General features: G+C 67.2%; 13 protein-coding genes. 9 read left to right on the forward strand and 4 right to left on the reverse strand.

Annotated elements, in window-relative coordinates:
* Positions 1 to 45: 45 nt before the first annotated feature.
* Both NRB20_RS04270 and NRB20_RS04275 read right to left on the reverse strand, forming a co-directional pair.
* On the reverse strand, positions 46 to 693 hold the full coding sequence (locus NRB20_RS04270; protein ID WP_153407929.1) for a hypothetical protein: 648 nt from the start codon (positions 691 to 693) through the stop codon (positions 46 to 48).
* Positions 694 to 932: 239 nt separating this feature from the next.
* Entirely contained in the window at positions 933 to 1,559 is a 627-nt protein-coding gene (locus NRB20_RS04275; RefSeq protein WP_153407930.1) for a hypothetical protein, read from the reverse strand.
* Between the two features lie 292 nt (positions 1,560 to 1,851).
* Here NRB20_RS04275 and NRB20_RS04280 point away from each other — a divergent pair, with 292 nt between their 5' ends.
* Positions 1,852 to 2,595: an LppU/SCO3897 family protein gene (locus NRB20_RS04280; protein WP_153407931.1), complete on the forward strand. Its 744-nt coding sequence runs from the start codon at positions 1,852 to 1,854 to the stop codon at positions 2,593 to 2,595.
* 9 nt (positions 2,596 to 2,604) lie between these two features.
* Here NRB20_RS04280 and NRB20_RS04285 read toward each other — a convergent pair whose 3' ends face one another.
* Complete coding sequence (locus NRB20_RS04285) at positions 2,605 to 3,483, reverse strand: SDR family oxidoreductase (protein WP_153407932.1); 879 nt, start codon at positions 3,481 to 3,483, stop codon at positions 2,605 to 2,607.
* A 205-nt stretch (positions 3,484 to 3,688) separates the two neighbouring features.
* Between NRB20_RS04285 and NRB20_RS04290 the strand changes: the two genes are divergently transcribed.
* The 8 genes from NRB20_RS04290 to NRB20_RS04325 all read left to right on the forward strand — a co-directional run bounded on the left by NRB20_RS04290 (position 3,689) and on the right by NRB20_RS04325 (position 13,949).
* A complete protein-coding gene (locus NRB20_RS04290; protein WP_153407933.1) occupies positions 3,689 to 4,633 on the forward strand; it encodes an amino acid ABC transporter permease in 945 nt (314 codons plus the stop codon).
* On the forward strand, positions 4,630 to 5,427 hold the full coding sequence (locus tag NRB20_RS04295; RefSeq protein ID WP_319944461.1) for an amino acid ABC transporter ATP-binding protein: 798 nt from the start codon (positions 4,630 to 4,632) through the stop codon (positions 5,425 to 5,427). Before NRB20_RS04290 ends, NRB20_RS04295 begins: the two co-directional genes overlap by 4 nt.
* Positions 5,428 to 5,469: 42 nt before the next feature.
* On the forward strand, positions 5,470 to 6,543 hold the full coding sequence (locus NRB20_RS04300; protein WP_153407934.1) for an LLM class flavin-dependent oxidoreductase: 1,074 nt from the start codon (positions 5,470 to 5,472) through the stop codon (positions 6,541 to 6,543).
* A gap of 240 nt (positions 6,544 to 6,783) precedes the next feature.
* Positions 6,784 to 7,851 carry an ABC transporter permease gene (locus NRB20_RS04305; protein ID WP_153407935.1) on the forward strand — a complete coding sequence of 356 codons (1,068 nt, stop codon included), beginning with the start codon at positions 6,784 to 6,786 and terminating at the stop codon, positions 7,849 to 7,851.
* Positions 7,848 to 8,666 carry an ABC transporter permease gene (locus NRB20_RS04310; RefSeq protein ID WP_153407936.1) on the forward strand — a complete coding sequence of 273 codons (819 nt, stop codon included), beginning with the start codon at positions 7,848 to 7,850 and terminating at the stop codon, positions 8,664 to 8,666. The genes NRB20_RS04305 and NRB20_RS04310 overlap by 4 nt, the downstream gene beginning before the upstream one ends.
* Positions 8,667 to 8,670: 4 nt before the next feature.
* Positions 8,671 to 10,299: a dipeptide ABC transporter ATP-binding protein gene (locus tag NRB20_RS04315; protein WP_153407937.1), complete on the forward strand. Its 1,629-nt coding sequence runs from the start codon at positions 8,671 to 8,673 to the stop codon at positions 10,297 to 10,299.
* Positions 10,296 to 11,465, forward strand: a complete 1,170-nt coding sequence (locus NRB20_RS04320) for an LLM class flavin-dependent oxidoreductase (RefSeq protein WP_153407938.1) — start codon at positions 10,296 to 10,298, stop codon at positions 11,463 to 11,465. The genes NRB20_RS04315 and NRB20_RS04320 overlap by 4 nt, the downstream gene beginning before the upstream one ends.
* Before the next feature lie 633 nt (positions 11,466 to 12,098).
* Entirely contained in the window at positions 12,099 to 13,949 is a 1,851-nt protein-coding gene (locus NRB20_RS04325) for an ArnT family glycosyltransferase (protein WP_194289725.1), read from the forward strand.
* Here NRB20_RS04325 and NRB20_RS37480 read toward each other — a convergent pair.
* Positions 13,936 to 14,109, reverse strand: a complete 174-nt coding sequence (locus tag NRB20_RS37480) for a hypothetical protein (RefSeq protein ID WP_194289726.1) — start codon at positions 14,107 to 14,109, stop codon at positions 13,936 to 13,938. The two genes, NRB20_RS04325 and NRB20_RS37480, sit on opposite strands and share 14 nt — an antisense overlap.
* Positions 14,110 to 14,158: the final 49 nt, after the last annotated feature.

Genomic DNA, 14,158 nt, shown 5'->3' on the forward strand with positions numbered 1-14,158 from the left:
TCGTAAACCGGTGCGCGGTAGTGAATTCCGTCTCAATCGCTCGGCTCAGAGCGCATGCGCGGGACGGAAGCAGAGGCGTCCGCGCGGACCAGTGCCCGCTTCGGTATGGGCCATCACGCCGGCCGCCAGACCGCGGGCCTCGAGGTCGTGCCGCTGCATGTCCTGACTGAATCCGTCGAGGTGAACGAGGGTGTGCACGATCAACTCCGCGGCGATGCCGACCGGTTCGGTGCAGGCCACCCGGTATGACGCGACCGCCCGCGGATCCTCGGTCAACGCGGCCAGCGCCCCCAGACGCACTCGATGGGTGCGGTTTTCCCAGCGTCTTGCCTGGTCAGCGCTGGTGATGACGCGCCGGCCGCCGCGGTAGTCGAGATCACGAATGATGTTGTCTGCGGATTTGCCGAGCCGGGTTTCGCAGACCACCGCCCACAGTGCGCACAGCCAGCTGAGCCCGCGCAGGATGTCGATCCGATCGGCCGCCCCGCGCAACGCCAGATAGGCGTCGGCCGCGGCCTGGGTGGTGGTGTCCTCCCACTGGAAGACCAGCGTCTCCAGTTCCACCAGGAAATCGCCGGACAACTCGTCCTCGTCGGGGCGCACGATCCGAACTGCCCGCTGCGCCAACGGATCCCGCAGTTCGACCATCGCCGGATCCGCGGTGCGGAGCCAGTCGTGCCCGTGCCCGGTCATCAGCGCAAACCTCAGGTCGATGCGGACGGACGGCAGGTAGGTGCCGTCCCCTCGCATTGAGCCACGAATTTCGCGGGCGCGCAACGTCCCAGCGCAACGCCTGCGCGGCAGGCGCGTCGGGGCCTGTGCGGCAACGACATCGGGTCCGCGAAGTCTCGGCGCGGAGCCGATGCCGTCGAACTCCGGGCCCGCGATCCCGAGGTGGGAGCGCGGGCCCGGATGCGCCGATCAGTCCTCGATCAGGGCTTGCCGGACAACACGGCGGTGACCGCGTCCATGAATGGCTGCCCGCCCATGGCGTACCCGCCGCCGATCGCGCCGACCAGCAGGCCGATCGGGCCGGTGAGCCAGCTCAGGAAGAAGAAGCCGAGCACCGCGCCGATCAGGCCGCCCAGCACGCCGCCGATGACCACGCCGACGATGTTCTTGTTGATCTCGGCCATCAGCCGGTTCATCGAGCCGACCGAATGCATCTCGCCGATCTCCTTGGCGGTCGGCGCCTTCGGCGTCAACACCAGCTGTCGACCGTCCGCGCTGATCTGCTGCGCGAGATGCACTGTGCCACCGTTGATGTGGAACGCCAGCGGCACCTTGGCGAGGGCGGTGCCGTCGGTGTTCTTCAGGTCGACCTCGGTGCCGTTGGCGGCGACCACGAACCGGCCCTTGTCCACCACGGTGGTCATCTTGTGGGACAGGTCCGACAGGGTCGCGTGATATGCGACGCCGTGATCGACACCGGAGGCCGTGGTTTGTTTCGCCACTGCGGGGGAATGGGGGATCGATGGGCTCGCGTCCGCCGTCCCCGCGGCGATCCCCACCGTCGCCACCGCGAGAAGTGCGGTTGCGGCGAATTTGCCGAACTTCATACAGATTTCCTATCGGAGCCTACCGCCGGCATGTGCAGCCGGACGGCGAATGACTGTACCGGGTCCGAAGCCTGTTGGCAGACATGGAGATACGCGAGAGCCGGCCCAGCATCGTTATTGAATCGTTATATGTAGAGGTTGTGGGCCGGTTCCGAGTAAAAATATGGGACTTCACAATTCGCGTATATCAGCGCAGGTGGTGTATGCACTGTGTGGTCGCCAATCACATTCGTTCAAACTTTTGAATCTCGCGTTACGGGTTCGAAGTGTTACAGCTCTGGAGGACGGTTTCGTGCCGCGTCGTCGTGTCCACGCCGGAATCATCCTGGTGGGTTTCGTGGTCGCCTCCGGACTGGCGATGGCATGCCTGATCTTCGCTGCGCTGTCGGTCGGCGGGCATCACGTCACCGCGGCCGACGCCAGCTCGTCCCGGACCTCCGCGCCGCCGACGACCAGTGCGACACCCACCACCACGACGACCGCGACCTCGAAGCCGACCTTCGCCAAGACCCCCGGCACGGCCAAGTCGCCCGGCGCGACTACCATCGCGCCGCTGCCGCCGCTGGCCGCCGCCTCCTCGGCCACCGTGACGCCGACCTCCGTGGTGCCGACCAACAACGGCGCGAATCAGCGCGACGTCCCGGATCCGGTCGCCGCGGGTGACTGTGTGGCCGGCGTGGGATCGGGCGGTTCGGTCGCCAAAACCTCCTGTGGCAGTTCGGATTCCATCTATCGGGTGAACAGCACCGCGAGTGCGAGCGGCCGGTGCCCGAGCGATTCGGATCGTTCGGTGTCGGTGACGCTGCCCGGCGGCGCGAAGGACACGCTGTGCCTGGACACCGACTGGGAGGTCGGGCGTTGCATGGCGGTCAAGGGCAATTCGGCGACTCCGGCCGACTGCTCGGCTCCGGTGCCGGGGACCATGCGGGTGCAGGCGATCAACCGCAATACCGCGGATGTGAACACGTGCAGCGATTCGGGCCACGGCGTGGTCTACAAGCAGCGCAAGTTCGTCGTGTGCCTGGCTCAGATGTGAGTGGATTGCTCAGTGTGACAACGGGGTTCGTTCCTCGGAGCGCTGCCGCTGGGCGTCGAGCAGGCGGCTGAACTGCCGGTTGGCCAGCCGCATCACGACCTCGTACGGCAGTGCGAACTTGCGGGCGAACCAGTAGCCGATCCGGATGTCCGCCGAGGTGTGCACGAGATAGCGGTTGCGTTCGACCCCGGTCAGGATCTGCTCGGCCACCTGCTCGGGCGTCGAGGCATGCCCCTCGAACAGGCCGATCAGCCGTTTGACCCGGGGATCGTCGCGATCCACGCCGACCACCCGCACCGTGCCCACCAGCGGGGTGCGCACCGCGCCCGGGACGACCAGGCTGACCCCGATGTGATGCCGTTCCAGATCGAATCGCAGCACCTCGGAGATGCCGCGTAGACCGAATTTGCTGGCGCTGTAGGCCGCGTGCCAGGGCAGGGCGAGCAGGCCGGCCGCCGAGGATACGTTGACCAGATGGCCGCCACGTCCGGCGCGCACCATCGGCGGCAGGAAGCTCTCGATGACGTGGATCGGGCCCATGAGATTGACCTCGACCACCGATTTCCAGTCCTCGTGTTCGAGGTTCTCCACGGTGCCCCAGATCGCGATGCCCGCGATGTTCATCACCACGTCCAGGCTCGGATAGTGCTGGTGGATCCGCTCGGACCAGGCGCGCACGGCCTCGTAGTCGGAGATGTCCAGGACCTGCGCGTCCAGGACCTCGCCGCCGGTGGCGCGGATCCGGGTGACCGTCTCGTCCAGTCCGTCCGCGGAGATGTCGGTGAGGAACAGACGCATGCCCCGGCGGGCCGCGGCGATGGCGGTCGCGCGTCCGATGCCGCTCGCCGCGCCTGTGATCAGGCACAGGCGGCCGTTCAGGTCCTTCATGACTCCTCCGAGATGCTGGAAAATCCTATTGCGAACAATAGTGTACATAGAAATTTCCGGGGTCCGGGCACGGCCCGACAACGGTTCGATCCAACAGTTCGATTCACGGTGAGCAGGAGTACCGACAGGCGGTCGTGGCTGTTCTAGCGTCGAGGAATGCGGCATCGCCGGGTGCGAGCGCGACCGCCGGACCGCGGGAGGATCCATGAGCACAGTGACCGCCGTCGAGCGTCCGGCGGCACCGGAGGCCGAAGATGAGGGGGCCCTGCCGGTCGCCCGCACCCGGCACCCGTGGCGCTGGCTCGTCGCGGTGCTGGCGTTGGTCGTGGTCGCGCAGTTCGCGCACGGGCTGATCACCAATCCGGGTTGGGACTGGCCGACATTCGGGCGGTATTTCACCGCGTCGTCGGTGCTCTCGGCGATGCGGGTCACCCTCGAACTGACCTTCTGGGGCACGCTGTTCGGGTTCCTGCTGGGCGTCTGGATCGCGGTCGCGCGACTGTCGAAAATCCCCGTGCTGCAAGTGATCGCGTGGGCCTACGTGTGGGCGTTCCGGTCGATTCCGCTGATCGTGCAGCTGCTGTTCTGGTTCAACATCGCCTATCTCTACAAGCGTATTTCCGTCGGAATCCCTTTCGGTCCAGCATTTTTCAGCTTCGATGTGAACGGTGTGATCAGTGGGTTCAGTGCGGCGGTGATCGGGCTGGCGCTGCATCAGGGCGCGTATTCGGCCGAGATCATCCGCGCCGGAATCATTTCGGTGGATCCGGGACAGGTCGAGGCGGCCAAATCGCTCGGATTGCCGTGGCGGCGGCAGTTCTTCACCATCGTTGCGCCGCAAGCGATGCGGGGCATTCTGCCCAACGCCGCCAACGAGGTGATCAGCCTGTTCAAGGGCACCTCGATCGTCTCGGTGATGGCCATCGCGGAGCTGTTCTACCAGGTCCAGGTGATCTACGGGCGCAACGGGCGGGTGGTGCCGCTGCTCATGGTGGCCACCGTCTGGTACATCGTGCTGACCAGCGTGTTGAGCGTGGTGCAGTACTACATCGAACGGCATTTCGCGAAGGGGAGTCAGCGGGAACTGCCGCCGACGCCGTGGCAGCGGGTGCGGGCGAAGGTTTCCGAGATCACGGGGGAGCGGCGGTGAGTGAGACCGGGTCGGAAGCGACCGCGTCGGAGCACGAGTACGCGGTGGAATTGCGTGGTGTGCGTAAGCATTTCGGTGCGCACGAGGTGTTGCGCGGGGTCGATCTGGCGGTGCGGCCCGGGGAGGTGACGGTGATACTCGGGCCCTCCGGGTCGGGGAAGTCGACGCTGCTGCGGACCATCAATCATCTGGAGCAGGTCGATGCCGGGACCGTGCGGGTGAGCGGGGAACTGGTCGGGTACCGGCGTCGGGGTGCGGTGCTGCGCGAGCTGAGTGAGCGCGAGATCCTGCGGCAGCGGGCGCGGATCGGGTTCGTATTCCAGAACTTCAATCTCTTTCCGCATCTGACCGTGTTGGAAAACGTTGCGCTGGCACCGATTTCAGCGCAGCGCAGGCCGCGGGCGCAGGCGCGGGCCGAGGCGGCCGAACTGCTCGAGCGGGTCGGGCTGGCGGACAAGGCGCGGGAGTATCCGCGTCGGTTGTCCGGTGGGCAGCAGCAGCGGGTCGCGATCGCGCGGGCGTTGGCGTTGCGGCCGCGGGTGGTGCTGTTCGACGAGCCGACCTCGGCGCTGGATCCGGAATTGGTCGGTGAGGTGCTCGATGTGATCCGCGGATTGGCCGGGGACGGTTCGACTCTGGTGATCGTCACGCACGAGATCGGGTTCGCCCGGGAGGTGGCCGACACCGTGGTGCTGATGGACGACGGGCGGATCGTCGAACAGGGTCCGCCCGCGCAGGTGCTGGACCAGCCGACGCATCCGCGCACGAAAGCCTTTCTCGCCCATGTGCTCTGATTCGTTCGCTTCGACAGGCCGATTCGCGGAGGTTTCGCATCCATGAAATTCCTGCTGCTGACCCTGATCACCCATCAACCCGATCCGGTGACCGGTGCGACCGAGACACCGGCCGAACGTCTGCGCCGCGTCGTCGAAAATGCCCGGCTCGCAGAGGAACTCGGCTACGACGGCTTCGCCGTCGGTGAGCGGCACGAGGATCCGTTCATCTCGTCCGCGCCGCCGGTGGTGCTGAGCCATATCGCGGCGGTGACCTCGCGGATCGCGCTGTTCACCGGGGTCACCACCCTGAGCCTGCTGGATCCGGTGCGGGCCTTCGAGGACTATTCGACGCTGGACAATCTGTCGGGCGGGCGGCTCGAGCTCATCATCGGCAAGGGGAACGGCGCCGCGCAGGCGAAACTGTTCCACGTCACGGCGCAGGACCAGTGGGCGCGCAACCGCGAAGGTTACGAGCTGTTCCGGCGGCTGTGGGAGGGGGAGAGCGTCACCTGGGCGGGCCGCTTCCGGCCCGCCCTGATCGAGGCCGAGGCGCTGCCCCGGCCGCTGCAATCGCGGCTGCGGATCTGGCACGGCAGCGCCACCAGTCGCGAATCGGTGGAACTGGCTGCGTTGCACGGTGATCCGCTGTTCTCGGCCAACGTCACCAACCCGATCGAGCCGTATGCCGAGTTGATCGCGTACTACCGCGAACGGTGGGCCGCACACGGCAACGACCCCGCGCAGGCGCTGGTCGGCGCGGGCACCGCCGGCTTCTATGTGACCCGTGATTCACAGGATGCCCTCCAGGCGTACCGCCCGATCTTCGCCGCCCGTCAAGCCGCGGCCCGCGCCCACGGCCTCCCGATCGTCTTCGAAACCCTCGAGGATTTCGTCGACCGCAGCTCCGCCCTGATCGGCAGCCCCCAGCAGATCCTCGACAAGATCCTGCGCTATCACAACCGATTCGGCCACGAGGCAATACATCTCAGCGCCGACAGCGACGGGCTTACACCCGCTCGACACCGCGCCAGCCTCGAACTCTTCCAAGCCGAGGTCGCGCCGGTCCTGCGTGCACAGATCCCCAGCCGCCCGCTCGGTGCGCAGCGATATATCGCGCAGGAGGTTGTCGGATGAGTTCGGGATATGGGGCGGTCCCTACGCGGCGTGTAACCCGCGTTCGCGGAACGGGATTCGATCGCCCGGTGGTTGTCGAACGTGGCGTCCGAGGGGCTTCGAGATGAGCGTCGAACTTGTTCCAAGACCGGGGTCGTCCGCGCCTGCGTGTGCGGATTCCGAGTGCGTAACGGTATTCGGCGCAAGAGGTGGTCGGATGACATCGGGAGACTCGGATTACCTGTGCGGCAGGGGGATTCGATGATTCGGTATGCCGGGGTGCGGGTTTTGCAGGCGGTGGGGGTGTTGTGGGCGGCGTTCACGGTGACGTTCGGGGTGTTGTATTTGTTGCCTGCGGATCCGGTGCAGTTGGCGGTGGGGGCGAATCCGGGGGTGCCGGTGGATCCGGCGGCCGTTGCGGAGTTGCGGGCTCGGTATGGGCTGGATAAGCCTGTGTGGGAACAGTATTGGACTGCGTTGGAGCATGCGGTGCGGGGGGATCTGGGGCATTCGTTGAGTACCGGGCAGAGTGTGACCGGGGCGTTGGGGCAGGCGTTGCCCTCGACGCTCGGGTTGGCCGCGTTGGCGTTGGGGTTGGCGTTGGTGTTCGGGACCGGGCTCGCGTTGGCCGCGGCCTATACCCAGCGGCGGTGGTTGCGTGGGTTGTTGACCGCGTTGCCGCCGATCGGGGCGTCCGCGCCGACGTTCTGGGTGGGATTGATTCTGCTGCAACTGTTCTCGTTCCGGCTGCGACTGGTTCCGGCGTTCGGCGGGACCGGGTTCGTGGGCACGGTGCTGCCCGCTGTGACGTTGGCGATTCCGGTGGGGGCGGTCATCGCGCAGGTGCTGTACACCGGTCTGGCCGGGGTGTGGCGGCAGAGTTTCGTCGAGGTGGCGTTCGCCAAGGGGGCGTCGCGGTGGTGGGTGCAGATCCATCACGTCCTGCGGCCCGCGGTGGGGCCGGCGTTGGCGGTGGCCGGGGTGTGGGTCGGTACGGTGCTGGCCGGATCGGTGGTCGTGGAGACGGTGTTCTCCCGCGCCGGGATCGGCCGTCTGACGCAGACTGCTGTACTCGCCGAGGACATTCCGGTCGTCCAGGGCGTCGTCATGCTGACCGCGCTGGCCTTCGCGCTGGTGAACCTCGCGGTCGATCTGATCCAGCCGATTCTGGATCCCCGTGTGCGACAGGATGTTCGGCGCACTCGCCGGAGTGCCGAATCATCTTCCGGCGCTTCGGATGTCGAGCGTGGAGGCAAGGTTGCGGCACCGGCCGATCCCAAGGTCACCGGTCCCGATCTGGAGAGCGAGTGGCAGGGCGTGGTCGGATGAGTGTGCTCGAGGTGCGGCCGCGATTTCGGTGGTCGATCGTATTGCCGACGGTTGTGCTGTTGATCGTGCTCGGGTGGGCGATCGGTCCCGCGTTGTTCGCCGGGGGCGATCCGTTGCGCGGGGTTCCGGCGGAGAAGTTGCGGGGGCCGAGTGCGGGGCACTGGTTCGGTACCGACAATTTGGGGCGGGATCTTTATACGCGCGTCGTGCACGCGACGCAGTTGTCCGTTACCGCAACGGTTTTCGCGGTAGCGCTGGGTCTGGTCGTGGGTGCGCTGCTCGGGTTGTTCGCGGGGGCGATCGGGGGCGCGGTCGACGCGGTGATCATGCGGATTGTCGATGTGCTGCTGTCGATTCCGGAACTGTTGAGTGCATTGGTGCTGGTCACGGCGCTGGGGTTCGGGACGCGGAATGTCGCGATCGCGGTCGGTGTCGCGCTGGTGCCGACGTTCGCGCGGGTGATGCGGGCCGAGGTGGTGCGGGTGCGGCGCGCGCCGTATGTGGAGGCGGCGTTCGCGGCGGGGGTGCGCTGGCCCGGCGTGCTGGTGCGGCATGTGCTGCGCAATGCGTATGCGCCGGTCGCGGCGTTGGCGGCGGTGGAATTCGGGGTCGCGGTGCTGGCGGTGTCCTCGCTGAGTTTCCTCGGTTACGGGGCGCGGCCGCCGACGCCGGAATGGGGTTCGCTGATCGCCGACGGTCGCAGCTATCTGGCCACCGCGTGGTGGCTGACGACGCTGCCCGGGCTGGTCATCGTCGCGGTTGTGTTGTCCGCCCAGCGAATTGGCCGGGCTGTGGCTGCGGAGAAAGACGGGTGAGGTGATGACGGACGAAGCGTTGTTGCGGGTCGAGGATCTGCGGGTGGAATATCCCGGCGGTGGCGGACCGGCCGTGGCCGGTGCGTCGCTGACGGTCTCGCCGGGGGAGACCGTCGCGCTGGTCGGCGAATCCGGTTCGGGCAAGTCGACTTTCGCGCACGCGGTGCTCGGGCTGCTTGGCGGCGGCACGGTGACGGGCGGGCGGATCACCTTCGCGGGCGAGCGGATCGACGACGCCTCCCCACGCTACCTGCGTGCGATCCGCGGTGCCCGAATCGGGTTGGTACCACAGGATCCCGGCGTTTCGCTCAATCCCGTGCTGCGGATCGGCGACCAGGTGGCCGAGGCACTGCGCATCCACGGCCGCGCGAACCGCCGCACCGCGCGGGCGCGGGCGGTGGATATCCTCGCCACGGCCGGACTCGACCGGCCGGAACTGCGCGCACGCCAGTATCCGCAGGATCTCTCGGGTGGTCAGCGGCAGCGGGTGCTGATCGGTATCGCCCTGGCCTGCGGCCCGGAGCTGGTGATCGCCGACGAGCCGACCAGCGCGCTGGACGTCACCGTGCAGCGCCGCATCCTGGACCATCTCGCCGCGCGCACCGCCGAATCCGGTACCGCGGTGCTGCTGATCACCCACGATCTGGGTGTCGCGGCCGATCGCGCGGATCGCATCGTGGTGATGCGGCGCGGTGAGATCGTCGAATCTGGAAGTACCGCAGTGGTTCTCGGCAATCCGCAGCACGAATACACACGGCGGCTGCTGGATTCGGTGCCGACCCTGGACGCGCCGACGCGGCCGATCCGCCCTCGAGCCGTGACGCCGCTGCTGTCCGCGACCGGCCTGAGTCGCACCTTCCGGACCGGTTCGCACGGCCGGATCACCGCCGTCGATGACGTCACGCTGCACATCGATCGCGGCGAAACCCTCGCGCTGGTAGGTGAATCCGGCTCCGGCAAGAGCACCACCGCGCGCATCCTCACGCTGCTCGAACGACCCGATTCCGGCGCGATCACCTTCGATGGGCAGGATGTCGGCGGCCTGCGCGGTGCGCGGCTGCGCGAGTTCCGGCGACGTGTCCAGGTCGTCTATCAGAATCCCTACGCGTCGCTGAACCCCAAACTGACCATCGGCCAGAGCATCGTGGAACCCTTGCGCGCCTTCGGAATCGGCGATCGACAGTCACGTCGCGAGCAAGTCGGCGAACTGCTCGAACAGGTGGCCTTGCCGCCGGAGTATCGGGATCGATTGCCCTCGGAATTGTCCGGTGGACAACGCCAGCGGGTGGCGATCGCACGCGCCCTGGCACTGCGGCCGGAACTGGTGGTGCTCGACGAACCCGTTTCCGCGCTGGATGTTTCGGTCCAGGCGCAGGTTCTCGAACTGCTCGAGCGGCTGCAACGCGAGCTGTCGCTGAGCTACCTGTTCATCTCGCACGACCTGGCCGTGGTGCGGCGGGTCAGTGATCGCGTCGCGGTGATGCGGGCCGGTCGTATCGTCGAAACATCCGGGACCGCAACACTGTTCGATCAACCGACGCATGAATACACCCGCGAACTGCTCGCGGCGGTCCCGGGCGGACACGACGAAGAACTCACCCATTCCCGTAGTGAAGGAGTACCTGTGTCATGAGCACGGCCGAATCCGACAACCAGTGGCGCACCCGGCATGTTCCGCTGTCGATCCTGGACCTCTCGCCGATCAGCTCGGGATCCACACCGCGCCAAGCGATTCGGAACACCATCGAGCTCGCACAGCGGGCCGAGAGTTGGGGATATCGCCGATTCTGGGTCGCGGAACATCATTTCGTGCGGGTGGCGAGTTCGTCCCCGGCCACGTTGATCGGCCTGATCGCGGCGGCCACCGAGACGATCCGGGTGGGTTCGGCGGCCGTGCAGCTCGGGCATCACACCTCGGCGTCGGTGGTGGAGGCCTTCGGCACGATCGACGCGCTGTATCCGGGGCGTCTGGACCTCGGGCTCGGCCGCTCCGGGCATCGCGCCGACCAGATCCGTTCGGCCGGTGTGCCACCGGTTCCGGCACCGGAGCGGCCCATCGAGGTGCGGGACGGCGTGGTGATTCCGCCGCCGTTCAGCCCGGGGCAGCTGTTGGATACGACCCGGTTGTCGGCCGGGCTCGCGGCGTTGAAACTGCCTGGCGCGCAAGCGTTGGACTACACCGAGCAGGTCGAGCAGATCCGCGACTTCCTGGACGGTGGTTACCGCTCCGCCGAAGGTGTTGCGCTGCACGCGGTTCCGGGCGAGGGTGCGGACATCGAACTCTGGTTGTTCGGCAGCAGCGGCGGCGACAGCGCGCGCCTGGCCGGACGCCTCGGTCTGCCGTTCGCGGCGAACTACCACGTCTCACCGGGCACCATCCTGGAAACCGTTGCGGCATACCGCGAATCGTTCCAACCCTCGCCCCGCCACCCGAAGCCGTATCTGGTGGTCTCCGCCGACGTCGTCGTCGCACCGGATCACGCGACGGCCGAACACCTCGCCTCCACCTACGGCCACTGGGTCTACAGCATCCGCAGCGGCGCGGGCGCGGCCGACTACCAGGACCCCGACACCGCCCAACCCCTCTCCCAACAGCAACAACGCCTGGTCCGCGACCGCACCACCACCCAATTCGTAGGCACCCCCACCGAAGTCGCGGCCCGCCTCACCGCCCTCCAACAACTCACCGGCGCAGACGAACTCGTGATAACCAGCGTCACCCACAACCACGAGGACCGCCTCACCTCCCACCGCCTACTGGCCCAGGAATGGGGCCTGTCCCACATCCGCGCAGCCTGACCACCCGCCGCACCCGCACATCCGGGGACTGTGGCGGTGAGTGTGAGGTGGTGTTGGTCGGCGACATGCGGAGGGCATCCATGCTGCCATCCCCGCCTGCCTTGCGCCGGGCCAGTAGCGCCCGACGGCTCTGTCCGACTTTCGGCTCTGGGGCACATTCGGTGGTCTCGACACGGCCGCCGATTCCGCAGGCTCGGGTGCGGCGTGAATGATCTTGTCGTAATGGGTATTTCGTGCAGCGATCGTGATGTGCCGCCCGCGCGGACCACCGGATCGGCGTGACCACCGAATGTGGACCAGAGCCGTTATCTGGACAGACTCCACAGCCGGGACGACCGGCGTTACGTGTGCATGCGTTCGGTGTTCTGCCCCTTCGTCTGTCCCGGTGGAAGTCAGGTTCACCCTGCGAACATGGCCGTCCGGTTGGCATATCGACTCGTGCTGAGAGTGCTGTGGTTAGCGTGTCGATCGGCTGTGGGGCGAGACTGTCCGCAGCTGCGTTCCATGCTGTTAGCGGATGTGGATGGATTCGTCGGGCGGGACGTAGAACCCTGGGTGGAAGTGGCTGGCCTGCGGGTGGAAATCGGGGCAATTCCGTTGACCGGGTTCGCGGGCGGTCGGATATTGGTCACTGTGACGACAGCCGCGATCGTAGTCTCGCCCTCCGATGCCGGTTTCCGGTGGCAGTTCTGGCGTTCGCCCGGGGATCAGCCGGGGTGGGCACGGCCGGTGTTGTTGCTGGTCGCGGCATTGGCGGGGGTGAGTTATGCGTGGGGGATGGCGGGGCAGGAGCCGCAGATCTACTACGCGGCCGCGGCTCGGTCGATGGCGATGAACTGGCACAACTTCCTCTTCGCCGCGTTCGATCCGGATGCGGTCATCAGTGTCGACAAGCTGCCCGGTGCGCTGTGGGTGCAGGCGGTGTCGGTGCACGTGTTCGGGCCGCACGTGTGGGCGCTGGTGCTGCCGCAGGTGGTCGAGGGCGTGCTGACGGTGCTGCTGCTGTTTCGGGTGGTGCACCGCACGGCGGGGCCGGTGGCGGGGGTGGTGGCAGTTGTCGTGCTGGCGTGTACGCCGGTCGTGGTGTCGCTGGATCGGGGCAACATTCCGGATACGCTGCTGATTCTGTTGCTGCTGTTGGCCGTTGACCGAACGTTCACCGCGATCGAGAGCGGTCGGACTCGAAACCTCTGGCTCGCCGGGCTTTTCGTCGGCCTGGCCTTCCAGGTGAAGATGGTGCAGGCGTGGGTCGCGATTCCGCTGCTGGCACTCGCATATCTGATCGTGGCGACGAGTTCGGTGCGTCGCAGGCTGGCCGATGTGGCGGTGTTCGGCGTTGTCGCCCTGGTGGTTTCGCTCAGCTGGATGACAATCGTCAGCCTGATTCCGGCGAACCGGCGGCCGTATGTCGACGGCGGCGGCGATTCGCTGTTCGAACAGGTCTTCCGATACAACGCGCTGTCCCGCGCCGACAGCGGATTCGGTGTCGGCGCAGGCAGTTTCGAAGTCGGTGGCCAGCAGAACTATCGCAGCCAACTGGTGCTCGGCCCGGAGAATCGACTCGATCACGTATTCACCGGCGGTGGTGGACGTTCGGGTGGCTGGCTCGTGCCGCTGGCCCTGATCGCCCTGATCGCGCTGGTGGTCCTCGCCCGACATCGCACCCGGAACCTGCGGGTAGTCGCCGCACTGATCATCTGGGGCGGCTGGCTGCTGATCCACCTCGCGGTATTCCTGGTCGTCGGCACGGTCAATCCGTACTACCTGGCCGCGCTCGCCCCGCCGGTCGCCGCGTTGATCGGCTGGGGCGCAGTGGAATTCGCGAAGGCCGAATCGGTGTGGATACGTCGGTGCGGTGTGCTCGCGGTGGTGGCGACGGTGCTGTACGGCGGGTGGTTGCTCGCGCCCGCGTCACCGGTGGTGCGCTGGACGACCGTCGCGGTAGCGCTCGTCCTGTGTGTCGTCGCGGTGGTCGTGCGCCGGTATTCGATTGCGGCACTGCTGATCGCCGCACTGGCGGCACCCGCGGTCGCGGCGGCCTCCCTGATCGTCGACGGCTACGGCGCGCTGGACATGCCGTTCGAGCCCGACGCATCCCGGCGGGTGACACACGATGCGGTCGCCTCCGCGCTGGACAGCGGGCCGAAGCTGATGACCTTGGCGCACAACATGTTCCCCAGCGCGCACTACCCGATCGTCACCTACACCGGAATCCTCGCCGCACCGTTCATCTTCACCACGGGCGCACCGGTGCCCGCCTTCGGCGGCTTCACCGGATCGGCCCAGGCGCTCACCACCGCCGACCTGGCCCGGCTCACCGCGCAGGGGCAGATCGGATTCGCACTGGTCACGCCGTCGGATGATGCCCGGGTCCGCTGGATTCAGCAGTACTGCAAGGCATTACCGCCGGACAAGAACGATTCGGTGCGAGCGTACCTGTGCGGCCCGGTCCGGCAGACGAAACCGCCCGTCACACACAGGTGACGGGCGGCATCGTCCGCAACGCCGGAACCTCCGCCTGGAAGGGCGCGACCAGCCGCTCGGCCATCGTCCCGAAGGGCGGACGCGCGTATCCGGTGTAGACCAGGCGTCCGTCGCCGGTGCGAGCGACCGCGTCGATGCCCGGCACCAGCGGATACGTCATCTGCCCTCGGCCGTCGTGCCGCCCGGTGATCAGGCCGCGCACGATGTTG

It is taken from the genome of Nocardia macrotermitis (genome assembly GCF_009604405.1).
GTDB classification, from domain to species: Bacteria; Actinomycetota; Actinomycetes; order Mycobacteriales; family Mycobacteriaceae; genus Nocardia; species Nocardia macrotermitis.